The following is a 26738-nucleotide window of genomic DNA, read 5'->3' on the forward strand; positions in this document are numbered from 1 at the left end:
GCGGCGAGACACCGCCGGGCGGTGTAACCTAAACGGAAATGAACCGGAAAGGAGGCGGCATGGAGACGACCGCACGCGGCAATGTACCAAAAACACTGCATAACATCGCGTTTGTCAGTATTCCCGAGAGTGCCGATCTTGAGTTTTTGCTCTGGGACCTGCAGGATGCCATCGCGGCCTATGCACAGCTTTCCGGCACTGTACTCCCCCATCCAGTCGACTTGAAGGCAAATAGCGCCGATGCTGCCGATGGCATCGTGCTCGCCGTTGAGGATATGACCGATGACGAGGCAATGGCAGACATCGCCAAAGCGCTCGATCGCTTTGGCGATACGGGGACGCGCGTCTATGTTGTCGTCCGGGCCGCCTGTGAGCGCAGCGAAGGGGCACGCATGCTCATCGAGCGTCTACGCCAAGCTTGCGAACTCCGCAGGCTAACGTGGTGCGGCGGCGTTATCGCCTGCACCGGCAGCGGCATCGCAAAGCTTCGCCATTCACCACGCATGGGCATCTTGCGCCGACCATTTTCCGAAGCGATGGATAAGCTGGTGGGCGCCGTGCGCATGGGCTGCTCGGTTGAGCACGCACAACTGCTTGGCGGTGGCGGCGTCTCGAATTTTGACCCGGACGGCGTCATCACCGCCAAGCCGGCAATCCCCACCTGGCTTTGGCGCTTAGCCACAAGGCACTGCGGTTAGCGAGCCGTTAATCCTCTGCGAGAAACGTCGATGAGTACCTCAGCGACAAGAATAGTATTGCCCGCGGCGGTACCCGGATGGTTAAGTCCGCCCTCTTTGCCGATGGCGACTTTAGCCAGGTCGAGCAAATCGCGCCAGGCAACAATATGGCCCCTAGCGATTCAGGTCAAAGCCAAAATAGCTGCGCGCATTGTTGTAAGAGATATCCTCCACCAACTTGCCCAGGCACTCCTCGTCATCCGGAACGCGACCCTGCTCCGCCCACTCGGCAAGCAGGCCACAGAGCACGCGACGAAAATACTCGTGTCGTGGATAGCTCAAAAAGCTACGCGAGTCAGTCAACATGCCAGTGAAATTGCCAAGCAGGCTCTCCTGCGCAAACACGCTCAGTTGCTTCCTGATGCCATCGAACGCATCGTGGAACCACCATGCGCACCCCAACTGCAGCTTTTGGCGACACCCTCCCTGGAAGGACTGCATCAGCGTCGCCAGGCCCATCCATTGGCTCTCGTCCAGCGAATAGAGAATGGTTTTTGGAAGCGCTCCTTCCCCATTAGCCGCATCGAGCAAGCTTGCAAGCTCGGAAACAAACCCCGCCTGATCACCGCATGAGTCAAATCCCGCATCCGCGCCTACGGACATATATCCGGCAGAGTTTGCGTTACGCAGGCAATTCATATGCAATTGGAGCGCCCATCCACGACGTTCATACTCCCCCATCAGATGAAGCGTCAACGCCGTCTGGTACGCATCAACGTCTTCATGCGACAACGTCTTTCCGCACAATGCGTTGTCAACGATTCTCTGGAGCCCGCTATCGTCCGCCCAAGCAAACCTAAAGGAGTTCATGCCGTGATCGGCCAGACGACAACCCTGGGCATGGAAGTATCCTACGCGCCCCGAAGCGGCCTCCTTGATCGCATCCCAAGTTGCAACCTCCAGTCCCGCGGCACTGGATAGTTGCTCAAGATACTCGGAAAACGTTGGCTTATCGATTCCCATCAGGCCGTCGGGCCTAAACGTCGGAAGCACCACAGCAGCACCTGCAGACTGGCGCATCTTCCGATGCCAGGAAAGGTCACTCACGGGATCATCCGTAGTGCAAACACAGTGCACGTCAAATAAGCGCATCAGGCCCCGAGCTGAAAAATCGGGTTCTGCGATTCTCGCGTTTGCGCGCTCCCAAATCTCGGCGGCATTCTTTCCGCAAATTGTGAGATCGATCCCAAATGCTCGTCTCAGTTCCAAATGGCTCCACTCGTAGAGTGGATTACCGTATGCGCGCTCCATAGTATGAACGTAGGCAAGAAACTTGTCATACGGCTCTCCATCCCCCGTGATCAGACGCTCCGGCACGCCATTTGCACGCATGAGACGCCACTTGTAGTGGTCGCCCGCCCCCTCATCGCAAATCCAAAGCCGAGTGAGGTCATCGAAACGCTTGTCCTCGCAAATCTGCTGGGGATCCAAATGGCAATGGTAATCGATAATGGGCATGTGCTCGGCATGGTCGTGATAGAGCTTGCGGGCCAATGGCGTAGCGAGTAAAAAGTCATCATTTAAAAGCATGATCTATACCTTTTCAAAAACGGGTACAGAGCAAAGCTCCGTACCCATAAGCAATCAAATGCGGTGGACTATATCTGTCCTTTGTCGACAAAACCAGCCTTCTCAAGCGCTTCCCACATGCCGTTAATGTAGGCAATGCCTAAGGCACGATCATAGAGACCGTAGCCTGGACGCCCGGTTTCACCCCAGATCATGCGACCGTGGTCGGGGCGAATGTAGCCCTCAAAACCGTTGTCATGGAGAGCTTTCATCATGCGATACATGTCGAGCGAGCCGCATTCACTCGGGTGAGGCGCCTCGTAGAAATCCTTGTTAGCGGAGTTCTCGGGCGCGATGTACTTGATATTGCGCATATGCACAAAGTGAATACGCCCACGCTGCGTAAACTCGGAAAGAATGGAATAGACATCGTTTCCAGGCTCCTCGGCAATCGAACCGCAGCAGAGCGTGATGCCGTTATAGGGCATATCGACAGTACAACAGAGCCAGTCGAGGTCCTCGCGGTTCTTGATGATTCGCGGAAGGCCAAACATGGAGTAGGGCGGGTCATCAGGATGAATAGCCATCTTGACGTCGCATTCCTCGCAGGTGGGCATAATAGCCTCGAGGAAGTAGACGAGGTTCTCGCGTAGCTTATCCTCATCGATATCTCGATAGGCCTCAAACAGACCCTTTACCTGCGCCAAGCGCTCGAGCTCCCAGCCGGGCAGCGTAAAATCGCCGGAACCGTGAGCAACCGTGTCGATAATCTCCTGCGGGTCATCGGGGATATTCTTCTTGATAAAGGCCAGCGTTGACGACCCGTCGGGCAAGCGATAGTCCAAGTCACTCTTGACCCAGTCAAACACCGGCATGAAGTTATAGCAGATGACCTTGACGCCCTCGGCAGCGAGGTTGCGAATCGTTTCCTTGTAGTTCTCGATGTATCGATCGCGCGTGGGCAAGCCGATCTTGATGTCGTCATGAATGTTGACGGATTCGATCACTTTAAGCGTCAGGCCGTTGTGTTCAATCATCTTGCGAAGCGCGTGAATGCGCCCGCGAGGCCAAACCTCACCCGCGGGGATGTCGAACAGCGTACCGACGATGCCGCGCACACCCGGAATCTGGCGCACTTGCTCCAATGTGATTTTCTCTTCTTTGGGACCGTACCAGCGAAACGTGAGTTCCATAGTTCTGCCTCCTTACTTGCAATATATATCTATGGTTGCGGCAACAGCGCCCGGGCCAGCGAGCATCTCTGCCAAAAAATGCTCAACTTTGCGGCCCAAGCCCACCTCGTAAAGATCAAGCCCAAAAATCTCGGCGTTGGAAAGGATGGGCGATACGGCATCATGAATGGCCGACGCATCGCACACGCCCAGAGCGAGTGAGCTGACGCATTCGGTAAGCTCGGGCAGCAAAGGATCGGGGCTCAGCTCAAAATCGTTACCCGCATCGTCGACGCCCAGGAGATAGCGCAGCCATCCGGCGATTGCCAATGGAATATAGGTAAGGTTTGCGACATCGAAACCCCGGTCTCGATAGGAGCAGATGGTGTGTCCAAAGCGAATACCGACCTTCTGGGATGTATCCGTTGCAATGCGCTGCGGCGCATCGGGAAGGCTGCGATTAGGAAGGCGTTGTCCCACGAGCTCATCGATAAAGGCACGTGGGTCAATCACGCCCGGATCGACCACTACGGGCAAGTCCTCGTCGTAGCCTAGATGTTTTACAAGCGCGACCAGACGCGAGTCCTCCATCTCCTTCCAGATGCGGTCATAGCCCATGAGGCATCCAAAGACCGCAAGACACGTATGCAGCGGGTTGAGACAGGCCGTGACCTTCATGGTATCGGCCCGCTCAGCTGTCTCGCGATCGCACATGATGACACCCGCTGCCTCGAGTTCAGGGCGCCCGTTGGGGAAGGAGTCCTCGATAACCAGGTAGTGCGCCGCCTCGGTGTTGGCAAAGCCCGCAAACGCAGGACCGTCCGTGGGCATGAGCGACAAGTCCTCCCAACCCTGCTCGGCAAGCGCCGCAGCCGTCTCGGGTGATGGGTTGGGCGTGATGCGGTCGATCATGGACCAGGGAAAACTCACACGCGCCTCATCGTCGAGGTAATCGATAAAGCCTTGGTCGACATGGCCGCAATCGAACCAACCACGCGCAACCGTGAGCACTGCCTCCTTAAACCGCCGCCCATTTTGCGAGAAATTGTCGGTCGAAACCATAGCGATCGGCGCTGCACCGGCGCGATAGCGCGCCCAAAGCAGACGGCAGACAATACCCATCGTGCTCGCAGCGCCCTCCGGACCGGCCTCGAGCTCGGCGGCAACATAGGGCAACAATTCGCCGCGCGCATCGCGTAGCCCATAACCCTTCTCGGTGATGGTAAACGTTGCCATCTCAAGCTCGGGGCTCTCAAAGTAGCGCTCGGCGCGAGCCAAGTCCTCAGGACACTGAGGGTTTGCAAATACGCCGCCCGCATTGACAGCGATCACGCGCTCGTCAAGAGTCCCATCGGCATTCATGATTACCTGCAGGCCGTCATTCCCGTAAGGCGCAAAAACTTCAACGAGCGTAAAGGGGCTAAAGGTCTCTGCCACCACGACGCCGCGGTCGAGCTTTCCTTGGTCGGCAAGCTCCTGGGCTATTGCGGCATGAAAGGCTCGGTAGAGGTTGCCGGCGCCAAAATGGATCCACCTGGGCTGCTCCCAACCCGTAGCCTTGATTGTGTCAGTATCGCATTGGGGTAGCTTCACGCCCATGCGCCGGAGCTCTTCTGTCTGGTTTTTCCAATCGGATAGCTTTGCCATGCTCTCTCCTATCGCATCGCGCGCGGATCAAAGCCGTCCACGTAATCTGCCTTGTTGCACCAGCGCTCGCGCAGCAAAAACGCGACGGCCTTGGGCTGACGATCACGGGTGAACGCACCCTTTTTGTTGCCGTCGACGCGCATCTTGCCCTCGACCGTCTGGAAGTCGCACAGGTTCCAGGGCTGCTCGCCCACCACCCACTCGAACATGTCAAAGATCTCGTGCTGCATCTTGAAATACTCGACCTGGTACTCCTCGCTCCACATCACGCTCGGCAGCTTGTGAACGCCGGCCATGGTGTCGCATCCGTACTCGGTAAAGAAGAACGGCTTGTTGGGCTCAAGCTTCTCCCACTTATGCATCTCCTCGATCAGAATCTCGCGTGCATCCTCGATCTCGGGGCCGGGAGACACGTACCAGCCGTCATAACGGTTGAGCATCATAAAGTCGGCCAAATGCGTGCACTTGTCGATACCGGCACGACAACGCGTGACATTGGTGTAGGAACGGGGACGCTTCTGCGGGTCAAGCTTGCGAGCAAGGTCGAAAATCTCCGTCGCGTACGGAAGGCTCCCCTCGGTCGAGAAATCCGGCTCGTTGAAAAGACTCCAAGCGCAAACGCACGCATGGTTTTTATCGCGCTCGATAAGCTCGCGTACTGCCTGTTTATGGACCTCAAGCGTCTTCTCGATGCCGGGAAGATCAAAGAGCGTCTTAGAAACAGAAGTCTTGGTGGCATCGTCGAAATTCTGCGTCGAAACCAAAAAGCCTACGGCCGCGACCTCATCGATCACCAGGAAGCCCTCGCGATCTGCCTCTTGAAGCTCTTCCTCCGCATACGGGTAATGGCTCGTGCGGAAGGAATTGCAGCCCATCCACTTCATGAGCTCAAAGTCGCGGCGGGCAACCACGGGGTCAAACCCTCTGCCGTGAATCGGGCTATCCTCGTGGCGACCAAAGCCCTTGAGATAGACGGGATGTCCATTAAGCAGAAAATCGCGGCCATCGATCGAAACCGTACGCAAGCCAATCTGCTCATAGTATTCGTCGACAACTTTGTCGCCGTCCACAATTCGCACCGTAAAGGTGTAGAGGTAGGCAGCGCGCAGATTCCAAAGATGCGCGTCTTCAATCTCGATGCCGCCGGAAGTGCCGCGCTTTTGTGCGACCACGTTCCCGTCTTCATCGGCGACCGTCAGCTCAACCTCGTGCGACCCATTGGTAGTGACCTCGTAGTGCACGTATGCCGTACCATCGATAACCGACTCGGTCACCACGGTCATGTCCTCGATGCGCTCAGCCGGGGTATAGACCATGCGCACGTTGCGCTGAAGACCGGAATAGTTGAAGAAATCAAAGTAAGGTTGGTTGATGCGCGTGCCGTCACGCAGCTCTTTGACGCGGCCGAGGGGCAGCGATTCATGACTCAACTCGTTGTTAACCTTGACAACGAGCAGGTTCCAGTCGTTCCAGTGCACGGCATCGTTGGCATGGGCGCAAAACGGCGTAAACCCGCCCTCGTGCTCCGCCAGCTCCGTGCCATTGAGGTAGACCGTCGCTCGATGCGTGGCGGCGTCAAAGCGTATATCGACATTGCCGTCGCGCCACTCGCCCGGAACAAAAATGCGACGTGCATACCACACGTCACCGCAGAACTCGCGGCTCTCCTTATCGGTGAAGATATCGGCAAAGCTCGCCGGAACCGGCATGTCGACAGCATCAACAAGGCCCTTAGCAGGCCAGTCCAGTTCCTCGCCCACCTTTTCGCGGTCAAAGGCAAAATCCCACGTACCGTCGAGTACCTGGATACGGCGGGTTACCGTGGTGCGCGGGTAGAGCGAATCGAATGGCATGGATCATCCTTTCGGTTGATTGGAAAACAGAAAGAGGCGACCGGCCGCGGCGCCCCTGCACCGCGGCCCGCGCCGCCTACCTACCGATCGTTTGGGGCGCGTCGGCTACGCCGCATCAAGTTCGGCCTGCTGGGCCTTCTTATCGGCTTCGGACAGCATCTTGTCGTTAAAGCCAAAGAAGTACGTGAGCGCAACGGAGAGGACAAAGCTCAACACGACGCAGACCGGGACACTCCAGCCGCCAGGGAACATAGCCAGGGCCGGGATGGTAAAGAGGTTGAGACCAACCTGGGCCAGACGTTGGAATCCAGCGATGGAGATGATCACGCCGCCAACGCCGGCAGAGAGGCAGGCGCACACAAACGGACGCTTGTACTTGAGAAGAACACCGTAGATGGCGGGCTCGGTAATGCCGGCAAAGACGGCAACGACGGCATTGGTGCCAGCGAGCTCCTTGAGGGGCTTGAATTTGGTCTTGAGCATGACGCCCAGGGTGGCGCCAGCAATAGCGTACGTGCAGCCAAAACCGAGCGGCATGAGCCAGTCATAGCCGAGCACGGCATAGTTGTTCATGGCGATGGGAACGAGCGCCCAGTGGGCACCAAAGATGATCAGACAGGGATACAGGCAGCCGTAGATAAAGGCAGCGACCTGCGGCGCCAGGTTGTAGACAACCATGAAGGCGTCGGCAAAGACGTTACCGATGACCATGGAGACCGGGCCGATCGCGATAAGCTCGACAGGGACCATGACGGCGACGCAGATGGTGGGCACAAGCATAAAACGCAGTGACTTAGGCATGAACTTACTCACCACATGCTCAAGCTTGGAGAGCACCCAGACGGTGAGGAGCGCCGGCAGCACGGACTGACCATAGTTCATAAGGTTGACCGGCAGACCGAAGAAGTCGAGCGCCGCGCCGTCCGAATAGGCCTTGGTAATCGCGGGATACAAGAGCGCACCGACTACGGCAAACGCCGTAAACTTATTGGTCTTGAAGCGATCGGCCGCCGTGATGGCAAGCGCGAGCGGCAGGAAATACATAAAGGCATCGGAAGCCGCGTACAGGATCTGATACGCACCGGAGTCCGCGCTCATGAGACCAGTGTTGGTAAAGACGACCAGCAGAGCGCGCAGCAAACCGACACCCGCCATGCCGCCCAGGCAAGGCATGAAGATGCTCGAAACCAGGTCGGCAGCGCGTTCAACGATGCTGCCTTTTTTGCCCTCGTCCTCGGACTCGGCGGCAACTGCGCCGCCATCAAAGCCGGCGCCGAGCAGCTTGATGACCTCGTCAAAGGCATCCTCAACATCGGGGCCGATAACAACCTGATACTGACCGTTGCCAATAACAACGTCCACGACGCCCGAAACGGCCTTGATATCGTCAGTCTTGGCCTTGTCCTGGTCCTTAAGCACAAAGCGCAGGCGGGTAATGCAGTGCTTGACAGAAGAAATGTTGTCTTTGCCGCCTACAAGCTCGACAACTGACGACGCAATCGCCGGATAGTCTTTTTTAGCCATGAATGCTCCCTTCGGAATATCGCAGGTGGTTTGCACGGCGCCCTATGAACGGTCCGGGCGCAAGAACTCCACGCTGTTATGAGGCCTCATGTCCCCCTTGGACATTGGCTTAAAACTAACAGCTCAGAAACTGATGCAACATAACCAAAATATGTTGAAGATTGACCAAATCAGACTGTTAATAGTTTTCGCAGTTAATCCGCTATGTTTGATTAAAATGAGCTTAGTAACCACCTTCAGTTTTGCCAGTTCATCGGCAAACGGTAGCTACATTCGGATAAACGGTATAACCACATCAACTGATTGATATATCCATTTCCGACACTATGATCAATATCATCGAATGCCGTTTGGAGAAAGGTCGGCGATGACGCCCAAGCAGATGGATGCCCAGCTGAGGCAACTCAGCGCACACGAGGAGCTCTATAAGCGGGGCATAGACCCCAACCAAGTAACGCCGTACCCATCGGTTGCGGAGGCCGATGGCATCCCCCGTTCCGCTGCAGTTGCGCCCCAGCAAGTAGTTGCAGGCTTCTACATCAAGCGTCACTCGCGTTTTAGGGAATATCCCCTGCATCGCCAAAATGAAATTGAACTTGCCTATATGTATGACGGCTCTGCGACCGAAATCGTTAACGGTTCAACTTTCAAACTCAAACGGGGGCAAATGCTCATTGTGGACTCGGACACCGTGCACACGACGCTTCCCTTGGGCGAAAACGACATCTTGATCGTTATCAAGCTCACTAAGGGCGGCATAACTCCGAGCTTCTTCTCTCAGCTCGAATGCGGAAGTATCGTGGGATCGTTTTTTGCCAATTCCATTTCAAAGGACCGCGCACATGACGGCTACGTTCTATTCCATTCCGATCAAAGCCGGCGGCTATCGCTTTTTATGAAGGAATTTCTCTGTGAGTGGATGGAGCCGAGCCGGTACAGCAAGAACATGCTTCAAGCTCTTTTTGGAACCATCGTGGCCGAGCTTGCCAACGTCTACGAAAGCGACATCACCAACGCGTCACACGGGCAAAATCCCGCACTCGAAGTACTCACATATATAGAAAAAGAATATTCATGCTGCACCCTTAAAGGAGCCGCAGAACATTTTGGCATGGCGCCCGACAGCCTCTCACGCATGCTCAAGCGCGAAACGGGAGACAGCTTCAACAAGTTACTACAGAGGCAAAGAATCTCCATTGCCAAGGCGCTGCTCGCAAATACCGACCTTGCCGTGACGGCAATAGGAAAGCAGGTCGGATACGACAACATGTCATTCTTCTATCGCAAGTTCAAAGAAGACACGGGGCTGACGCCAGCTGACTATCGGACGGCTCTCGGCATATCCCGAGAGACAAATCTGACAAGATAGCTTGCAACATAGAGCAAATCGAGTCCCGAAGGTGAATTGCAATTTAACTAATTCCGCCATTGCTTAATCTCGATATACAATTGCAAAACTCTGTGTAGCCTTGGTTCGTAGAAAATGGCATCTTCAACCGTCCGATAGGGCAATTTGACGTTGGCAGCGTACGCAACTATCAGCCGGAAACCATTACGCACAAAAAGGCCGGGGGTGCGCCTCGCACCCCCCCCGTTCTCACCGCAATAAAACCGAACCTCGAACCTGCCCCGGGAAAGGAAAAATCTCGCGAAACGAGCCCATCCCCATGGGAGGAAGTCAGAGGGCCCAGGTCGTGGCGCTACCCCAGCGCTCAACAAGGCGCTCCAGGCGCCATGCCGCGTTGGCGGGACTTGTTGACGGCAATACGACAGCGGGCAGGCCCGTCCGCTCCTGCAGATAGCGCTTGTAGAGGCGCCCCGCCGTACCGCCGTTGCATATCACTTGCTCAATGGACGCGTTGCTCGTGATGAGCTCGATGCGCGCCGGCACGACGTTACGGATGCTGGCGTCACTCGAGCCCTTAATGTCGCAGCTCTCAATCACATCCCACAGGGCTACGCCACCGCACAGCAGCATGGATCGCTTGGCGGCAATCGAGGCGCCGAGCGTCGCGGGCTCGCCGCTCGCCAAAGCGTCTCCCTCGTTGGGCGGCACGGGCACACCGAGGCACGCGGCCATCACGCGCCAAAAGCGGTTCTGGGGATTACCGTAATAGAAGGTGTTGGCGCGCGAGAGCACCGAGGGAAACGACCCCAGCACCAAAACGCGCGAGCGCCGGTCGAACACGGGCTCAAACCCATGCTCAATATGTTGATAGCCCTCGTCAGACACAGGCATGGGCTAGGCTCTCAGCAGATAACGCACCTCATAGGGCGCAAGTTCAAGGGAGCCCGGCAGCTCGACCGTGGGTGCATCGTCGGCAAGCAGGTCGACGAAGGAGCCGTTGAGTTCGCCGGCTCCAAAGGTATAGGGCTCGTTCACGGCATTGACCGCCACGAGCACCGTCGCATCGTCGTAGGCGCGCTCGAACAGCAGCTGCTTGTTCTGGATCACCACGTTGCGATAGGCACCATAGTTGAGGGCACGGGCCGCCGCGTCGTCTGCCGAGCGCAGGTGCGCGAGCTGCTTGATGAAGGCCGTCAGCTCGTTGGGCGCAGGCTCATCGAGCGCAGGTCGCAGCGCCCAGTCACCATCGGGGCCGCCCTTTTCGCCAGGAATCCCCCACTCGCTGCCATAGTAGACGCACGGAATGCCCGGCATGCCAAAGAGCATGCCATAAGCGGGGCGCAGACAGGACTTGTCGGTAAGGATGCTCGCCAGGCGCGGCACATCGTGGTTGTCGACAAACGACAGCAGATGCTTGCCGCGATAAATGCACCACGGGTCACCGCCAAACTGGCGATGCAGCGAGTGGGCGATCTCGAACATGTTGACCGAGTTAAAGCTGGAGTACAGGCCCTTGTAGCACTCGTAGTTGGTGCAGGAGTCAAGCATCTCGTCATTGACGATCTGGTTGTAGTCGCCGTGGAGCGTCTCACCAATCAGCACAAAGTCGGGCTTGAGCTCACGGGTAAAAGTATGCAGGCGGCGCATAAAATCGCGATCGAGCATATAGGCGACGTCCAAGCGCAGGCCGTCGATGCCAAAGCCCTCGGCCCAGCGACGCACGGACTCAAGCAGGTAATCGACCACAGCGGGGTTTTGCAAGTTGAGCTTCACAAGCTCAAAATGGCCTTCCCAGCCCTCGTACCAAAAGCCGTCGCCATAGCAGGAGTCGCCGTCAAAGCTAATGTGAAACCAGTCCTTGTAGGGCGAGTCCCACTTGCGCTCCTGAACATCGCGGAAGGCCCAAAAACCGCGACCGACATGGTTGAAGACGGCATCAAGCACCACACGGATGCCATGGGCATGCAGTGTCTCGCACACGGCGGCAAAGTCGGCATCCCCACCCAGGCGACGGTCGATATGGCGCAGGCTGCGCGTGTCGTAACCGTGACTGTCGGATTCGAGCGGCGGGTTAATGAGCACAGCACCGATGCCGAGTTCCTGCAGGTAGCCGGCCCATTGGGCGATTTTCATAATGGGAGCATCGGGGTTAGGCGCGGCGTTGGCAGCCTGGGCGAGTTCATCCTCGGCAACGGGCGCGGCGTTTTCGCGCGGAGCTCCGCAAAAGCCCAGCGGATAGACCTGATAGAACGTCGTCTCGTATGCCCACATAGCAGCCTCCCGGTAAGCTCAACACAACGCCATCCATTGTATGCCTGCCGTGCATCCCCTCCCCCAAAATAAGTTGCGGTGAAATAGGGACTGTTGAGACCAATAAACCGGGCAAACAGTCTCTATTCCACCGCAACTGATGAGGGAACGTGATTAGGCGACGGGCTTTGCGCGGCGTATGGCCGGAAACAGCACCGTAATGGCGAGGATGACGCCCACGACGGTAATCGCCCCGCCCGCGAAGCCAATCCAGGAGATACCGGGGCCCGAAACCACGGCGCCGCCGATCGCGGTGCCCGTGCCGATGCCGAGGTTAAACAGGCCCGAGAAGATCGACATGGCGACGGCCGACGAATCCGCCGGCGTGTACTTGATGAGCTCGGCCTGAAACGCCACGTTAAAAGCCGTGGAGCAGCAGCCCCATAGCGCGCAAACAGCGAGAACGGCGACGAGCGACGGTGCAACCGGACCCATGAGCAGCAGAGCCACAGGCACGCCGGAGAGTGTGATAGCCAAGAACGGAAAGCGATGGCCATCGAACAGTCGGCCGAACAGCCAGCTTCCGAGCAGACCGGAGCAGCCAAACGCCGTCAGCGTCATGGTGATGGCGCTTGCGTCGACATGGGCGACCTGCGCCAGGAAGGGCTCGATATAGCTGTAACCCGCGTAGTAGCCGGTCGCCATAAAGACCGTGACCGCATAAAGCGCGATGAGGAACGGATTCTTGAGCAGCTCGGGCAGCTGCTTAACGGTAAAGCGCTCGCCCACCGGCATGGCCGGGAACACCGCGGCCTGGTAGACGACCGCGACGGCAGAAAAAGCTCCGACCACGGCAAACGTCATACGCCAGCCCACGGCCAGCCCGATGGCGCGGCCGATCGGCAGGCCAAAGATCTGCGCGATGGACGAGCCCGTGGCGATCATGCTAATGGCGAGCGCCCCGTGGCGACTGTCAACCAGGCGCGAGGCCATGATTGAGGCGACCGACCAGAACACGGCATGCGCGCAGGCGACCACCAGACGCGCGCAAACCAAAATAGGATAGGTAGGCGCCACGGCCGACAGAAACTGCCCGAGCGAGAACACGGCGAGCACGCCCAGCAGCATACGCTTGAACTCGAAGCGCGAGGCAAACACCATAAGCGGCAACGACAGCAACATGACGCCCCAGGCGTAGACCGAGATCATGATGCCTGCCTGGGCCTCGGTGAGCGAGAACGACGCGGCGATATCGGTCAGAAGGCCGATGGGCATGAACTCCGACGTGTTGAACACGAATGCGCAGCAGGCGAGCCCGATAAGCGGGAGCCACTGCCTGAGTGAGATGCCATCTTGTCTTGCCTGACTCATATATAACGTCTCCAATCATTTTGAGCGGAGGCGATTATATAGCAACGGTCCCGCATCCGTCAGCAACAGATGCGGGACCGCAATCAACTCAATACACAGGGGTTGCGCCGTCAATAAATAGCTAAGCCAACCCCAACAATATGCCCGCCGAATGCACGACAAACGCCACGATCCAGGCGACCGTCACCTGAAACGCGAACACGGCCACGGCATAGCGCGCGCCCAACTCGCTCTTAACGGCGCCGATTGCCGCTACGCAGGGCGGGTACAGCAGCGTAAAGACCAGGAACACGTAAGCGGTAAACGGCGAAAACATGGTTGACAGCACCGCGGGCGACGTTGCGCCCAAAAGCACCGTGAGGGTCGAAATGACGCTCTCCTTGGCGATAAGTCCGGTGACGAGCGCCGTCGAGGCGCGCCAGTCGCCGAAGCCGAGCGGCGCCAGCAGCGGAGCGATAATGCTGCCCAGACCGGCAAGCAGACTCTGCGACTGATCGGCGACCACATTAAAGCGGATGTCGAACGTCTGAAGGAACCAAATGACCACCGTAGCGGCAAAGATAATGGTGAAGGCCTTGGTGATGAAGTCCTTGGCCTTATCCCATGCCAGCATCACCGTCGTCTTGATGCTCGGCAGGCGGTAGTTGGGAAGCTCCATGATAAACGGCACCGGGTCGCCCTTAAATGCCGTGCGGTTGAGTACCAAAGCCGCGATGCAACCGACCGCAATGCCAATCAGATAGAGCGAGACCATGGCGGGAACCGTCGCCTGCGGGAAAAACGCCCCACACAGCAGACCGTAGACCGGCAACTTGGCCGAACAGCTCATGAACGGCGTGAGCATGACCGTCATCTTGCGGTCGTGCTCGGATGGGAGCGTACGGGTCGACATGATAGCCGGCACGGTGCAGCCAAAACCGACGAGCATAGGCACGAAGCTGCGGCCCGACAGGCCAAAGCGACGCAGCACTTTATCCATGACAAAGGCCACGCGCGCCATGTAGCCGGAGTCTTCCAGAATGGAGAGGAACAAAAAGAGCACGACGATAATCGGCAGGAAGGTCAGCACGCTGCCCACGCCCGTAAGCACACCGTCGACAGCCAGCGAGCGCACCACGTCGTTGGTGCCGAACGCCTTGAGGCCCGCATCGGCCGAGGCGATGATGGCAGCGATGCCGTCCTCCATAAGTCCCTGCAACGCCGCGCCGATCACGCCAAACGTCAGCCAAAAGACGAGACCCATGATCACCAGGAACGCCGGAATGGCCGTGTAGCGACCCGTCAGGATGCGGTCGATCTTGACGGAACGCACGTGCTCGCGGCTCTCGTGCGGCTTGACGACGCAGCGCCCACACACGTCGCCGATAAAGCCGAAGCGCATGTCGGCCAGCGCAGATAGACGGTCGGTGCCGGCCTCGCCTTCCATCTGGGTAATGATGTGCTCGATGGCGTCAAGCTCGTTACGGTCCAGGTGAAGCGCCTCGGTTACCAGCTCGTCGCCCTCAACCAGCTTGGTCGCCGCAAAACGCACGGGAATGTGCGCCGTCGCGGCATGGTCCTCGATAAGGTTGGCGATGCCGTGAATGCAGCGATGCAGCGCGCCGCCGTCTGGGCCATCGGGCGCGTAGAAGTCCAGGCGGCCGGGGCGCTCACGGAACCGTGCCACGTGCAAGGCGTGATCCACCAGCTCGCCGATACCCTCGTTACGGGCAGCGCTAATGGGGACAACCGGCACGCCCAACAGGCTCTCGAGAAGGTTGACGTCCACGGCGCCGCCGTTGGCCGTCACCTCGTCCATCATGTTGAGCGCGATGACCATGGGGCGGTCGAGCTCCATAAGCTGCAGCGTCAGGTACAGGTTACGCTCGATGTTGGTGGCGTCGATGATATCGATGATGGCGTCGGGGTTTTCGTCCAAGATGAATTGGCGGCTGACGATCTCTTCGCCCGTGTACGGTGACAGCGAATAGATGCCAGGCAGGTCGGTAACGCTCGCCTCGGGGTGGTTACGAATAGTGCCGTCCTTGCGGTCGACCGTCACACCGGGAAAGTTACCGACGTGCTGGTTGGAGCCCGTCAGCTGGTTGAACAACGTAGTCTTGCCGCAGTTTTGGTTGCCGGCGAGGGCAAAGTGCAGCGGCGCGCCCTCGGGCACGGCCGTCTTTGCCGCACGGGGCGAATACGTCCCCTCGCCCAGGGCCGGATGCTCCGTCGTGCCGATTGCGGCGTTAACGCGCGGGCCGGCATCGGTGTCGTGAATACCCACGAGCTCGATGCGAGCGGCATCGTCCTTGCGCAGTGTCAGCTCGTAGCCACGCAGGCGGATCTCGAGCGGGTCGCCCATGGGGGCGTACTTCATCATGGTGACTTCGGTGCCCGGCGTTAGACCCATGTCCAAAATATGCTGTCGGAGTGCCTGATCGTCCGATGCCACCGATGCGACAACGGCGTCCTTTCCGATCTCGAGTGTATCGAGCTTCACGTCCGCGTTCCTCCCCCGGCGCCCACTGGGCGTTGCATTTTGTTTATCTTGGCTAACCGTTTGCCATGGCTAACCAATTGTAACCATGCATGATAGCGCGAACACACAGCGACGTTCAATCAACAGATCGGTGCAAGGACCGTCCCCAAGTACCGGCACAAAAGGAACGTCCCCAAGTGCCGCATCTGGGCCATGGCAACGCCGATGTTTTGGCGCGGACAGCGAAAACCCGCCAGAGCGAGCAAGGTGACGCGAAGCGAGGCGGCATTGACCTTCTGGTCATGCCGCCGAAGCTGAACGTCAGATTGCCGCTCTGGCGGGCTTGCAGCGTCGACCGGTCCGCCGTTCGTTAGAACGGCGGAACCAAAGGCGCAGCGTCGAGCTGTTACGCGGTTTGGTAAAACCGCGTAACTAGAAGCCGTGGCGCTCCAGGAAGCGGAAGGCCAAGCGAATCCATGGACGGACCGCCACCTGCTTGTCCTCGTTGTCGACCGCGGTGTTGGCGTTGCCGAGCGAAAGGCCGTGACCGCCCTGGTCAAAGACGTGCATCTCGCAAGCGACGCCCTCCTCGGCCATGCGCTGCGCAAACGGATAGACCTGTGCGATCGGCGCTGTCTTGTCGTCGGACACGCCCCACACAAAGGTCGGCGGCATCTGGCGCGAAACATGCGTGGTAGGGCAAATGTCGGTCAGGTGCTCATCGGTCGCCTCGCCGCCCGTCACCATCGACAGATAGTCGTTGAGCAAATCGCGCCCTGTCTTGCCACCCGTCTTGGGCACGCGCAGGTCGATGCGCGGGTCACGCGTCTGCATATCGCGCACATAGGCAAGGTCGAGCAACGGATAGCCCAGCACCACGGCGTCGGGACGAATGTCGTCCGGACGCGCCCCGGCAAGTGCCGCGAAGGGGCCGGTCTTCCACTGCGTTGCCAGCGAGGCGCAAATCATGCCGCCAGCAGAAAAGCCTACGACGCACACGCGCTTGGGATCGACATGCCACTCGTCGGCATTCGCACGCACCGTGGCGACCATCTTGGCAAGATCTGCCTGGGGGTGCGGAAAGCTCACGTCACCCGTAGAACTTGTGACATAGTTGAGCACAAAGGCCTGGTAACCGTGATCCAAAAACGCAAACGCCACGGGATCCTGCTCATGCGGAGCGATATGCGTAAACGCACCTCCGCCGCAGATAATCACGGCAGGGCGGCGACCATTCGGTTTATCGGGCAGCGGTTCGGCACCCAAATACGTAAACGTCGCCGGATATTCCTCGGTCGGCTCCTCGCCCCACAGCGCATGGTTCTCGACAATCATATGTGCTCCCTTCGCGCAAATTAAGCGCCATTGTTTTTCGCCTTCAAGCGTACCCCACTTGAACCCGTGACGCAGAAACACGCCAGCAATAAGTTTCCCTTCAACTGATATATCACATAATCCCAGCTCAGAGGTATCGCTGAGCAGCGTAGAATAGGGGGTGTTGACCAAGCCGCGAAACAGATATGAAACGTTTCCGGCAAACCAAACGCGCGATATGCGCCTATTTAAGTTGGAGGCAACTATGGGTCTGCTCGATTCGCTTAAGTCCACCTTCACCTCGACCGGCGAGGCGTCCGTTCCGCCCGCAGCAAGCTTCGCCACCCGCGAAGGCGTCATCTATGCCCCCGTCAACGGCGTGCTCGTCAGCCTGGACGAGGTTCCCGACGAGACGATCGCCTCGGGCATGCTTGGCCAGGGCTATGGCATCGAGCCCATTACCGGCACCATCTATGCGCCCGCCAACGGCCGCATCGGCGCCACCACTGTCACCAACCACTCCATCGGCATGATTACCGAGGACGGTCTGCGCGTATTCATCCATGTTGGCCTGGGCACCGTGGAAATGAACGGCAAGGGTTTTGCCCGCTTTGTCGAGATGGGCGATGTGGTCAAGGCCGGCCAGCCGCTCATCAGCTTCGATCGCGAGGCCATCAAGGCCGCCGGCCACGAGGACATCGTGACCGTCATCGTCTCCGAGCTCGATCGTCTTAAGAGCATCGACCATGTCGGCGAGTCTGGAACGCTTATCGGCGGCAACCCGCTCGTCAAGCTTGGCGACCCGCTGCTGGTTGCCAAGACCAAGTAGCCAGGCCCCGCGCCACACAACCAAAAGGCACCTCGTCAAGCGCCCGCGACCATTTGGCCGCGGGCACTTTTCGTTTGAAAAACCATCCCGCCAATGCCTTATCTGTATAGCCCAAATGAGCCGAGCTGCTAGAATATCGAACTGTATGGATAACTATCATTCAACCGTTATGGGAGGATACGTGAACCGCACCAAAATCGCGCAGCTCTATGCCGATGCCGAGTCGCTCGGCGGCCAGACCGTCACCGTCGCCGGCTGGGTCAAGTCCATCCGCGACATGAAGAACTTTGGCTTCGTTACGCTCAACGACGGCAGCTGCTTCCGCGACCTGCAGGTCGTCATGAACCGCGAGGCACTCGACAACTACGACGAGATCGCCCATCAAAACGTCTCGGCCGCACTCATTTGCACCGGCACCGTCAAGCTGACCCCCGATGCGCCCCAACCTTTCGAGCTTTCTGCCACCTCCATCGAGGTCGAGGGCGTCAGCGCCCCGGATTACCCGCTGCAGAAGAAGCGCGCAACCGTCGAGTTCCTGCGCACCCAGCAGCACCTGCGCCCGCGCACTAACCTGTTCCGCGCCGTGTTCCGCATCCGCTCTGTCGCGGCTGCCGCCATCCACCGCTTCTTCCAGGAGCAAGGCTTTGTCTACGTCAACACCCCCATCATCACCACGAGTGACTGCGAGGGTGCCGGCGAGATGTTCCGCGTGACCACGCTTGACCCCAAAAACCCGCCCCTCACCGAGTCCGGCGAGGTCGACTGGAGCCAGGACTTCTTTGGCAAGCACGCGAGCCTTACCGTGTCCGGCCAGCTCAATGCCGAGAACTTTGCCATGGCCTTTGGCGACGTGTACACCTTTGGCCCCACCTTCCGCGCCGAAAACTCCAACACCACGCGCCACGCCGCCGAGTTTTGGATGATCGAGCCCGAGATGGCCTTTGCTGACCTGAACGACTACATGGATAACGCCGAGGCCATGCTCAAGTACGTCCTTAAGGACGTTATGGCCACCTGCCCCGACGAGCTCAATATGCTCAACAAGTTTGTGGACAAGGGCCTGATCGAGCGCCTGGACCATGTGGCAAACTCCGACTTTGCCCGCGTTACCTACACCGAGGCTGTCGAAATCCTGGAGCAGGCAGTCGCTGCTGGCCACCAGTTTGATTACCCCGTCAGCTGGGGCATCGACCTGCAGACCGAGCACGAGCGTTTCCTGACCGAGGAGCACTTTAAGCGACCGACCTTCGTAACCGACTACCCGGCCGAGATCAAGGCGTTCTACATGCGCATGAACGAGGACGGCAAGACCGTCGCCGCCGCCGACTGCCTGGTGCCGGGTATCGGCGAGATTATCGGCGGCTCCCAGCGCGAGGAGCGCCTGGATCTGCTCGAGGCCCGCATCAAGGACCTGGGCATGAATCCCGAGCAGTACAAGTACTACCTTGACCTGCGCCGCTACGGTTCCTGCAAGCACGCCGGCTACGGCTTGGGCTTCGAGCGCTTGGTCATGTATCTGACCGGCGTGGGCAACATCCGCGACGTCCTGCCGCACCCGCGCACCGTGGGCAACGCCGACTTCTAATCGCCACAGCGCCACCGAACGCGTTCCAGCGCATCACGCCAGCGCCTCTCGGCAAGCCGAGGGGCGCTTTTTTCAACAGTATCCGTCAAGCTTTTGGCAAGATTTTGGTCAGTTGAGCAGGGCTGTTGAAAACTCGACCCGCCGCTTGCCGACGACTACCGACCGCCCGGAGTGTCCTGCACCCCTGGGAAAGCCCCGCGCCCTAGGCTCCATACCGTCGCCACCCAAAACGGAAAGGACGTGGACGCCATGACCGAAACCGCTGTTGAAACTTACGAGACCACGACGAGAGGCGCCGCCTCGATGGCAGCCTATCGCGCCGTTCGCATCCTGCAACTATTAAGCGAAAACACCGGCGAGGACAAGGCCATGCTTTCCGATGAGTTGATCCGGCGTCTCGCCCATCCCGACGACCCCGCCCGCATGCCCATCTCGGCGGCGCGGCGCAGCATCTACACCGCCATCTCCGCACTTCGCCATGCCGGATACGAAATTGAATACAAGCGCGGCGTGGGGTATCGGCTCTTGACCCGTCCGCTCACCGACGAAGAGATCATCCGACTCCACGGCATGGTCATGCGCAACCGCTCTACGCCCATCGCCATTCGAAAAAGCATGGCGCAGCACTTGGTCGCCATGGCGAGCGCCGACGTTCGCGGCTACCTCGATGCACCCGAACCCGCTCCAAGCGTGGGCGGCAAATCCACCAAGACCACGCACACGCCTGTCAAGCGCATCGATGCCTGCGAGCTCATCGAGCAGGCCATCGACCACGGAACCACGGTGAGTTTTGATATTTCGAGTGTCACGGCACGCGGAGAGGTCGAAGTGGCACGGATGACACTCCGGCCCTTTGCCATCAAGCAACGAGACGGCATCTCGTATTTGCTGGGAACGGTCTATGACGCGCGAGGCGCCGATGACACGTTGCGTACCGTAGAGATCGGCCGAATGAGAAACGTCACCACACGTCTCCTCGACGGCAAGAAGCTCTTCGCCGCCCTGGACGAGGACGATGCCTCCTCCGCCGCATAAGACCCTCCGCCGCCCATTCGACTACCCGTACCGCCCATCCGATTCTGTATTAAAAAACCCGCCAGGCTGTTGTAAAAATGGACATCAGCGCTACTATAGTTCCACTTGCACTTTGTCCCAGTGCAGTGTTTCCAGCCATTTTTATACTGGGGGTAATGATATGAAGGACATCACCATCAGCCGCAGGAGCCTTCTGGTCTCCGCCGGTCTGCTCGCGCTCGCCCCGCTCGCCGGATGCGGCGGCAACTCTGGTTCCGGCTCCGCTGCCGCCGGTTCCGACTACGCCATCGGCGTTCTGCAACTCACCGAGCACTCCGCACTCGATGCCGCCAACGACGGCTTCGTCAAGGCCATCAAGGAGAGCGGCCTTAAGGTCAAGATCGACCAGAAGAACGCCCAGAACGACCAGTCCACGTGTAAGTCCATCGCCGACAAGTTCGTGGGCGATGGCGTCGACCTGATCTATGCCATCGCTACGCCCGCCGCGCAGGCTGCCGCCGGCGCCACCGCTGATATCCCCATCGTTGGCTGCGCCATCACCGACTACGCCGCTTCCGGCCTGGTCCAGGACAACGACAAGCCCGGCACCAACGTCACCGGCGCCTCCGACCTCACCCCGGTCGCCGAGCAGCTCGAGATGATGCAGAAGGTCCTGCCCGACGTTAAGAAGGTCGGCCTGCTCTACTGCACCGCCGAGTCCAACTCCGACGTCCAAATCAAGGCCGCCAAGAAGGAACTCGACAAGCTTGGCCTGGAGTACACCGACTTCACCGTCTCGAGCTCCAACGAGATTCAGTCCGTCGTCGAGTCCGCCGTGGGCAAGGTCGACGCACTCTACTCCCCCACTGACAACACCATCGCCGCGGGTGCTTCGCAGGTCGGCCAGATCTGCAAGGAGAACAAGCTCCCCTTCGTGACTGGCGAGGAGGGCATGTGCAAGGCCGGCGGCCTGTTCACCCTCTCCATCAACTACGAGGATCTGGGCTACGCTGCAGGCGAGATGGCCGTTAAGATCCTGAAGGGCGAGGCCAAGCCCGAGGATATGCCGATCAAGCACCTCTCGAGCAAGGACCTGGTCGTCGTCAAGAACGACGAGATGGCCGAGGCCCTAGGCATCGACCTTTCCGCTCTGGACGAGTAGCGCCATGCGCGGTAACGCGTCTAGGGCCCGCACGCGCGCCACAGCCGCGTTATTCAATATCTGAGTCATTGGGGCGAACGCTAAAGGCCGGCGTTCGCCCTGCTTGTTTCAGGTAAAACAAAACGTCTGTCCGCCGCTCTTTTATGCATTGGTACCGCTATTATGGAAAATCACGTGTCCACCCTATCCTAGGAGGTATGAAGCATGCTCATTGCATTGCAGGGCGCCGTTTCGCAGGGCGTCCTCTGGGGCATCATGGTGCTTGGCGTGTTTATCACGTTCCGCCTGCTCGACATCCCCGATATGACCTGCGACGGCAGCTTTGCCCTCGGTGGCTGTGTCTGCGCCGTGCTCATCGTCAACAATAACGTCGACCCCTTGCTCGCCGTGCTGGCCGGCATGTGCGCCGGCGCCATCGCGGGCGCCGTCACGGGCATCTTGACCACCGTCTTTGAGATTCCCGCAATCCTCGCCGGAATCCTTACGCAGATCAGTCTGTGGTCCATCAACCTGCGCATCATGGGCAAGTCCAACACGCCCATCCTTGCCAAGGGCACTATCTTCTCATCCGTCAGCAACATGACGGGCCTGCCGCAGTCCACTGTTGCCATTATCCTAGGCATTGTGCTGGCCGTGGCCATCGTCGCCATCCTGTACTGGTTCTTTGGCACCGAGATCGGCTCGGCGCTGCGTGCCACCGGCAACAACGAGTACATGATCCGCGCCCTGGGCGTTAACACCAACACCACCAAAATGATCGCCCTCGTGCTCTCCAACGCCCTCATTGGCCTTTCGGGTGCGCTCATCTGCCAGAGCCAGAAGTACGCCGACATTGGCATGGGCACCGGCGCCATCGTTATCGGTCTTGCCGCCATCGTCATCGGCGAGGTGCTCGGTCGCCTGCTGCCCGGCGGCCTCACGCAGTTTAGCGTCCGTCTTGCTTCCGCCGTCTTTGGCTCCGTGGTGTACTTCCTTATCCGCGCCATCGTGCTGCAGCTGGGCATGGACGCCAACGACATGAAGCTACTCTCCGCCGTGATCGTCGCCGTGGCCCTGTGCGTGCCCGTGGTTTGGGAGCGCTATAAGCTCCGCAGCTCCTACACGAAGGGAGATGAGGCAGATGCTTAAGCTCTCGCACGTCAAGAAGACCTTTAACAAGGGCACCGTCACCGAGAAGCGCGCGCTCACCGGCGTCGACCTCACCCTCAACGATGGCGACTTTGTAACCGTGATTGGCGGCAACGGCGCCGGCAAGTCCACGCTGCTCAATATGATCGCCGGCGTGTATCCACTCGATTCGGGTGTTATTGAGCTCGACGGCACCGACATCTCGCGTCTGAGCGAGTCGCAGCGCGCCAAGTACCTAGGCCGTGTGTTCCAGGATCCCATGCGCGGCACCGCAGCCGACATGCAAATTGCCGAGAACCTGGCCCTCGCCAAGCGCCGCGGCCAGCGTCGCGGCCTTTCATGGGGCGTCACCAAGGCCGAGAAGGACGAGTACGTTGAACTGCTCAAGCGTCTGGACCTTGGTCTGGACACGCGCCTCAACGCCAAGGTCGGCCTGCTCTCGGGCGGCCAGCGCCAGGCACTCACCCTGCTGATGGCCACGCTCACCAAGCCGCGCCTGCTGCTGCTCGACGAGCACACGGCGGCCCTCGACCCCAAGACGGCCTCTAAGGTGCTCAACCTGACCGAGGAGATCGTCGACGAGAACCGCCTGACCACGCTCATGGTCACGCACAACATGAACGACGCCATCCGTCTGGGTAACCGTCTGATCATGATGCACGAGGGCCACGTGATCTACGACGTGGCCGGCGACGAGAAGAAGTCGCTCACTGTAGCCGACCTGCTGCAGAAGTTCGAGGAGGTCTCGGGCGGCGAGCTCGCCAACGACCGCATGCTACTAAGCTAACGACTTAGAAAACCACCACAAAGGGGACAGGCACCTTTGTGGTGGTTTTTGTTAAGGACTAAGGAGACTGCCATGAGAAGATTCGTCCCCCGCCTTGCGTTAACCGCCGCGCTGCTTGCCGGCGTGCTCACTGGCGCACCCAGCCTCGCTTTCGCGGGGAACCTGCCTGCCGCTATTGACGGCACCGTGACCGTCATGCACACCAACGACATCCACGGCAGCTACAAGTACAGCTACAACGAAAGCAAGGGCACCGGCACCGTCGGCTTTGACGGACTGGCGGTTCTCTATAGCGCCCAGGGCAACGCCCCCGATCTTTTGCTCGATGCGGGCGACACCTTCCACGGACAGTCCTTCGCCACCATGAGCGAGGGCAAGAGCATCGCCGAGCTCATGGACACCTTCTACGCCGACGGCTACGACGCGACCACGCCAGGCAACCACGACTGGAGCTATGGCGCGGACAAGCTTCGCACCATGACCGGCTCCAGCACCACCAGCACGCCCTTCGCCATGCTTTGCGCGAATGCAACGTCCTCGAACGGCGTATGGAGCTCGAGCATCACGAAGACGCTCAACCGCACCTGGGAGGACAGTGAAAGTCACTCAACGTTCGCCTACCAGATCAAGGTCGGCGTTGTAGGAGCCATGGATGAGTCGCTTGGCTCCTCGCTGCGCGCGGACCTGGTCGCGGGTACCAGCTTCTCGAGTGCCGCGGACGCCATCAATGCCGAGGCAGAGCAGCTGCGCAAGGAGGGCTGCGATGTTGTTGTGTGTATCGCGCACACGCTCGACGCCAAGACCTTTGCCACGCGGCTCCGTGGCGTCGATGCCCTTATCGCAGGCCACGAGCACATCAACCTTAACGAGAAAGTGACGGGAGCCGACGGCAAGACAATCCACGTTGTCGAGGCGGGCAGTGCCTTTGCCGAGGTGGGGCTGCTTTCCGTCCCCTACGAGTACGACACCAAGGGCACCGAAAGCACCGACGATGACACGGTGGCGGTATACGCAGGCAAAAGCGACGAGAAGCTCTATACCGCCAAGGACGTAAACGTTCTTTTGACCGACCCCAACAAGGGCTCCACCTATCAGAGCATCCTTGATGAGGTCCACGACAACAAGATCAAGCCGCTCGACGATGCCTTTAGCGCCGCATCGAGCGAGGTGCTCGGCACGAGCTCTACCAATTATTTCTACGGCGAGAACGCATCTGGCACGCACGGCTGGGAGATGGTGCGCACCACCGATTTCCGCCCCAGCAAGGAAGGCGACACCACCAAGGCCCAGACCATCGGACATGTGATCTGCGGCTCCTATCTTGACCTGACGGGCGCGGACCTTGCCATCGAGAACGCGGGCGGCATCCGCGGCGGCATCGCTGCGGGCGATGTGACCGCCGGCAACGTCATCGCTATCTCGCCCTACGGCAACACCGTGGAGACCTGGACCATGACCGGTGAGGACTTCCTGGCAGCGCTCGAGCACTCGCTGCAGATCAGCGACGAGTGCAATCACAGCTACGAGCTTCAGCAGGCTTATGTGGCGGCCGGTCACACCGAGCAGGAGGCGCAAGACAAGTACAAGTGGCGCAACGATTCCGGTAGCGTCCTTTCCTTCGGTGGCATTAACGTAACGATCGACTGGACGCAGCCCGAAGGCAAGCGCATCGTGAGCGCCACACTCACCAAGGACGGCACGGCACTTGATCCCGCCAAGGACTATACCGTCGCCACTAACAACTACATCATCACCAACACGACTGACTTCCCCACCTTCGCAAACGCCACCAAGCACACCGAGTGGGGTACCTGCGAGTCAGCGCTTAGGGCGCTGATCGGGCAGAACGGCTGGGAGAACAAGATGGCCTCGCTCGCGGGCACCATCAGCTTTGGCTCCGCTGCCGTGGACCCCACGCCCACACCGGCCCCGACGCCTGAGCCCTCGCCTAAGACGGACGCGACGACCACGAAGGTCATCACCAAGAAGACGACCGGCAAGCTCGCCGCAACGGGAGACCGCACGCTGGCCGTGATCGGCGCATGCCTCATCGGCGGCATCGTCACCATCATTCTCGGCATTATCTGGAAGCGTCGACGCTAAGTTACACCGCCGGTCCTTGCAGCCCCGCCGCGTAAACCTTATATCGAGCACAGAAGCCCGTCCGAATTTGATCGGACGGGCTTCTTGGTGGGTATCATGGTTGGATGATCATGAGGAGGTTTCCCTACATGGAATTGTTTGAGCCAATTCTTCATTTCTTTGCACAACGATGGGTCCACAACATCATCTGGGCCGGTATCTTGGCCATCGGCACCGCCGTTGCCGCCAAAGTCGCGTCCAAGACCCTGCACCACCTGCTTAACCGCGACGATAACCCGCTCCCAGCATCGAGCATCTTCATCAACATCGCGCGCGCCGTCATCTGGATGATCGGCGGCAGCTTTATCCTCGACAACTGTTTTGGCATCAACGCAAACGCCCTCGTCGCCGCTCTTGGCGTCGGCGGCATCGCCATCTCGCTCGGCTTTCAGGACACGCTGTCGAACCTTATCGGCGGTATGCAGGTGACCTTTATGGGCATTATCAAACCCGGCGACAATATCGAGGTCGGCGGCGTGTCGGGCGTGGTCCAAGATATCACCTGGCGTCACACGACCATCGAGGACGCCTGCGGGCAGACCATCATTGTGCCCAACTCCAACATCTCCAAGAACACGCTCGTGCATCTGATGCCCTTTGGGCGCGTGGCCGTGCCCGTTGCCGTAAAGGACACGTCTAAGTGGGCTTCCCTTGACGCGCTGGCAGACGAGCTCACGAGCGCAACCAAAACGGCCGTCTCGCCCATCTCTGGCTTTGACAAGGAGCCGTACGTGCTCTTTAGCGAGATCGGCGACTTTGGCATTAAAGGCAAAATCATCTTTATCGTCAGCGACGATAGCACCACTTTTACGGCAGCCGACGCCTGCATTCGTGCCATCGCCCCCATCATCGCCTAAACCACCACAAAGGGGACAGGCACCTTTGTGGTGGTTTCGCATCGTGGT

At 59.2% G+C, this 26738-nt stretch carries 20 protein-coding genes; 10 read left to right on the forward strand and 10 right to left on the reverse strand.

Annotation, left to right across the window (positions count from 1 at the left end; all coding sequences use genetic code 11):
• Positions 1-59 precede the first annotated feature (59 nt).
• Complete coding sequence (locus tag ACEG18_RS05870) at positions 60-698, forward strand: hypothetical protein (protein ID WP_372541701.1); 639 nt, start codon at positions 60-62, stop codon at positions 696-698.
• A 153-nt stretch (positions 699-851) separates the two neighbouring features.
• Here ACEG18_RS05870 and uxaC read toward each other — a convergent pair whose 3' ends face one another.
• The 5 genes from uxaC to ACEG18_RS05895 all read right to left on the reverse strand — a co-directional run bounded on the left by uxaC (position 852) and on the right by ACEG18_RS05895 (position 8442).
• Complete coding sequence (uxaC, locus tag ACEG18_RS05875; protein WP_372541702.1) at positions 852-2267, reverse strand: glucuronate isomerase; 1416 nt, start codon at positions 2265-2267, stop codon at positions 852-854.
• A gap of 68 nt (positions 2268-2335) precedes the next feature.
• Entirely contained in the window at positions 2336-3439 is a 1104-nt protein-coding gene (uxuA, locus tag ACEG18_RS05880; RefSeq protein WP_372541704.1) for a mannonate dehydratase, read from the reverse strand.
• A gap of 12 nt (positions 3440-3451) precedes the next feature.
• The gene (locus ACEG18_RS05885; protein ID WP_372541705.1) at positions 3452-5065 is read right to left on the reverse strand and encodes a mannitol dehydrogenase family protein; all 1614 of its coding nucleotides are present in this window, start codon (positions 5063-5065) and stop codon (positions 3452-3454) included.
• An 8-nt stretch (positions 5066-5073) separates the two neighbouring features.
• Positions 5074-6918 carry a beta-glucuronidase gene (uidA, locus tag ACEG18_RS05890; RefSeq protein WP_372541707.1) on the reverse strand — a complete coding sequence of 615 codons (1845 nt, stop codon included), beginning with the start codon at positions 6916-6918 and terminating at the stop codon, positions 5074-5076.
• Positions 6919-7023: 105 nt separating this feature from the next.
• Positions 7024-8442: a PTS transporter subunit EIIC gene (locus ACEG18_RS05895; RefSeq protein ID WP_368129922.1), complete on the reverse strand. Its 1419-nt coding sequence runs from the start codon at positions 8440-8442 to the stop codon at positions 7024-7026.
• Between the two features lie 367 nt (positions 8443-8809).
• Here ACEG18_RS05895 and ACEG18_RS05900 point away from each other — a divergent pair, with 367 nt between their 5' ends.
• On the forward strand, positions 8810-9811 hold the full coding sequence (locus ACEG18_RS05900; RefSeq protein ID WP_372541710.1) for an AraC family transcriptional regulator: 1002 nt from the start codon (positions 8810-8812) through the stop codon (positions 9809-9811).
• 309 nt (positions 9812-10120) lie between these two features.
• On the opposite strand, the gene ACEG18_RS05905 is transcribed toward ACEG18_RS05900, so the two are convergent.
• From ACEG18_RS05905 to ACEG18_RS05925, 5 genes are all read right to left on the reverse strand, one after another.
• The gene (locus ACEG18_RS05905) at positions 10121-10681 is read right to left on the reverse strand and encodes a uracil-DNA glycosylase family protein (protein ID WP_372541712.1); all 561 of its coding nucleotides are present in this window, start codon (positions 10679-10681) and stop codon (positions 10121-10123) included.
• A 3-nt stretch (positions 10682-10684) separates the two neighbouring features.
• On the reverse strand, positions 10685-12061 hold the full coding sequence (locus tag ACEG18_RS05910) for an alpha-amylase family glycosyl hydrolase (protein ID WP_372541714.1): 1377 nt from the start codon (positions 12059-12061) through the stop codon (positions 10685-10687).
• A gap of 153 nt (positions 12062-12214) precedes the next feature.
• A complete protein-coding gene (locus ACEG18_RS05915; protein ID WP_349075949.1) occupies positions 12215-13411 on the reverse strand; it encodes an MFS transporter in 1197 nt (398 codons plus the stop codon).
• Between the two features lie 121 nt (positions 13412-13532).
• The gene (gene feoB / locus ACEG18_RS05920) at positions 13533-15893 is read right to left on the reverse strand and encodes a ferrous iron transport protein B (RefSeq protein WP_372541716.1); all 2361 of its coding nucleotides are present in this window, start codon (positions 15891-15893) and stop codon (positions 13533-13535) included.
• A 411-nt stretch (positions 15894-16304) separates the two neighbouring features.
• Positions 16305-17207 carry an alpha/beta hydrolase gene (locus tag ACEG18_RS05925; RefSeq protein WP_372541717.1) on the reverse strand — a complete coding sequence of 301 codons (903 nt, stop codon included), beginning with the start codon at positions 17205-17207 and terminating at the stop codon, positions 16305-16307.
• A 244-nt stretch (positions 17208-17451) separates the two neighbouring features.
• Between ACEG18_RS05925 and ACEG18_RS05930 the strand changes: the two genes are divergently transcribed.
• The 8 genes from ACEG18_RS05930 to ACEG18_RS05965 all read left to right on the forward strand — a co-directional run bounded on the left by ACEG18_RS05930 (position 17452) and on the right by ACEG18_RS05965 (position 26690).
• Complete coding sequence (locus ACEG18_RS05930) at positions 17452-18015, forward strand: PTS sugar transporter subunit IIA (RefSeq protein ID WP_118266321.1); 564 nt, start codon at positions 17452-17454, stop codon at positions 18013-18015.
• A gap of 181 nt (positions 18016-18196) precedes the next feature.
• Positions 18197-19600, forward strand: coding sequence for an asparagine--tRNA ligase (gene asnS / locus ACEG18_RS05935; protein ID WP_117563868.1), 1404 nt, complete (start codon positions 18197-18199; stop codon positions 19598-19600).
• Between the two features lie 249 nt (positions 19601-19849).
• The gene (locus ACEG18_RS05940; protein ID WP_372541719.1) at positions 19850-20635 is read left to right on the forward strand and encodes a hypothetical protein; all 786 of its coding nucleotides are present in this window, start codon (positions 19850-19852) and stop codon (positions 20633-20635) included.
• A 160-nt stretch (positions 20636-20795) separates the two neighbouring features.
• Positions 20796-21776 (forward strand): ABC transporter substrate-binding protein, encoded by a 981-nt coding sequence (locus ACEG18_RS05945; RefSeq protein WP_372541721.1) that lies wholly within the window; start codon positions 20796-20798, stop codon positions 21774-21776.
• A 204-nt stretch (positions 21777-21980) separates the two neighbouring features.
• Entirely contained in the window at positions 21981-22904 is a 924-nt protein-coding gene (locus ACEG18_RS05950) for an ABC transporter permease (protein ID WP_099432089.1), read from the forward strand.
• Entirely contained in the window at positions 22897-23691 is a 795-nt protein-coding gene (locus ACEG18_RS05955) for an ABC transporter ATP-binding protein (RefSeq protein ID WP_089572513.1), read from the forward strand. Before ACEG18_RS05950 ends, ACEG18_RS05955 begins: the two co-directional genes overlap by 8 nt.
• Positions 23692-23763: 72 nt before the next feature.
• Entirely contained in the window at positions 23764-25794 is a 2031-nt protein-coding gene (locus ACEG18_RS05960; protein WP_372541723.1) for a bifunctional metallophosphatase/5'-nucleotidase, read from the forward strand.
• 128 nt (positions 25795-25922) lie between these two features.
• A complete protein-coding gene (locus ACEG18_RS05965; protein ID WP_372541725.1) occupies positions 25923-26690 on the forward strand; it encodes a mechanosensitive ion channel family protein in 768 nt (255 codons plus the stop codon).
• Positions 26691-26738 lie beyond the last annotated feature (48 nt).

Source organism: Collinsella aerofaciens, from assembly GCF_041537385.1.
Classification (GTDB): domain Bacteria; phylum Actinomycetota; class Coriobacteriia; order Coriobacteriales; family Coriobacteriaceae; genus Collinsella; species Collinsella aerofaciens_BV.

What these genes read in the sequence shown, in the direction of transcription:
- ACEG18_RS05900 (WP_372541710.1), top strand. Translation starts at nt 8,810, where the DNA reads ATGACGCCCAAGCAGATGGATGCCCAGCTGAGGCAACTCAGCGCACAC.
- ACEG18_RS05910 (WP_372541714.1), bottom strand. Translation starts at nt 12,061, where the DNA reads ATGTGGGCATACGAGACGACGTTCTATCAGGTCTATCCGCTGGGCTTT.
- uxuA (WP_372541704.1), bottom strand. Translation starts at nt 3,439, where the DNA reads ATGGAACTCACGTTTCGCTGGTACGGTCCCAAAGAAGAGAAAATCACA.
- ACEG18_RS05925 (WP_372541717.1), bottom strand. Translation starts at nt 17,207, where the DNA reads ATGATTGTCGAGAACCATGCGCTGTGGGGCGAGGAGCCGACCGAGGAA.
- ACEG18_RS05965 (WP_372541725.1), top strand. Translation starts at nt 25,923, where the DNA reads ATGGAATTGTTTGAGCCAATTCTTCATTTCTTTGCACAACGATGGGTC.
- ACEG18_RS05885 (WP_372541705.1), bottom strand. Translation starts at nt 5,065, where the DNA reads ATGGCAAAGCTATCCGATTGGAAAAACCAGACAGAAGAGCTCCGGCGC.
- ACEG18_RS05950 (WP_099432089.1), top strand. Translation starts at nt 21,981, where the DNA reads ATGCTCATTGCATTGCAGGGCGCCGTTTCGCAGGGCGTCCTCTGGGGC.
- ACEG18_RS05915 (WP_349075949.1), bottom strand. Translation starts at nt 13,411, where the DNA reads ATGAGTCAGGCAAGACAAGATGGCATCTCACTCAGGCAGTGGCTCCCG.
- ACEG18_RS05945 (WP_372541721.1), top strand. Translation starts at nt 20,796, where the DNA reads ATGAAGGACATCACCATCAGCCGCAGGAGCCTTCTGGTCTCCGCCGGT.
- ACEG18_RS05905 (WP_372541712.1), bottom strand. Translation starts at nt 10,681, where the DNA reads ATGCCTGTGTCTGACGAGGGCTATCAACATATTGAGCATGGGTTTGAG.
- ACEG18_RS05895 (WP_368129922.1), bottom strand. Translation starts at nt 8,442, where the DNA reads ATGGCTAAAAAAGACTATCCGGCGATTGCGTCGTCAGTTGTCGAGCTT.
- ACEG18_RS05955 (WP_089572513.1), top strand. Translation starts at nt 22,897, where the DNA reads ATGCTTAAGCTCTCGCACGTCAAGAAGACCTTTAACAAGGGCACCGTC.
- ACEG18_RS05940 (WP_372541719.1), top strand. Translation starts at nt 19,850, where the DNA reads ATGACCGAAACCGCTGTTGAAACTTACGAGACCACGACGAGAGGCGCC.
- ACEG18_RS05870 (WP_372541701.1), top strand. Translation starts at nt 60, where the DNA reads ATGGAGACGACCGCACGCGGCAATGTACCAAAAACACTGCATAACATC.
- uidA (WP_372541707.1), bottom strand. Translation starts at nt 6,918, where the DNA reads ATGCCATTCGATTCGCTCTACCCGCGCACCACGGTAACCCGCCGTATC.
- ACEG18_RS05960 (WP_372541723.1), top strand. Translation starts at nt 23,764, where the DNA reads ATGAGAAGATTCGTCCCCCGCCTTGCGTTAACCGCCGCGCTGCTTGCC.
- uxaC (WP_372541702.1), bottom strand. Translation starts at nt 2,267, where the DNA reads ATGCTTTTAAATGATGACTTTTTACTCGCTACGCCATTGGCCCGCAAG.
- ACEG18_RS05930 (WP_118266321.1), top strand. Translation starts at nt 17,452, where the DNA reads ATGGGTCTGCTCGATTCGCTTAAGTCCACCTTCACCTCGACCGGCGAG.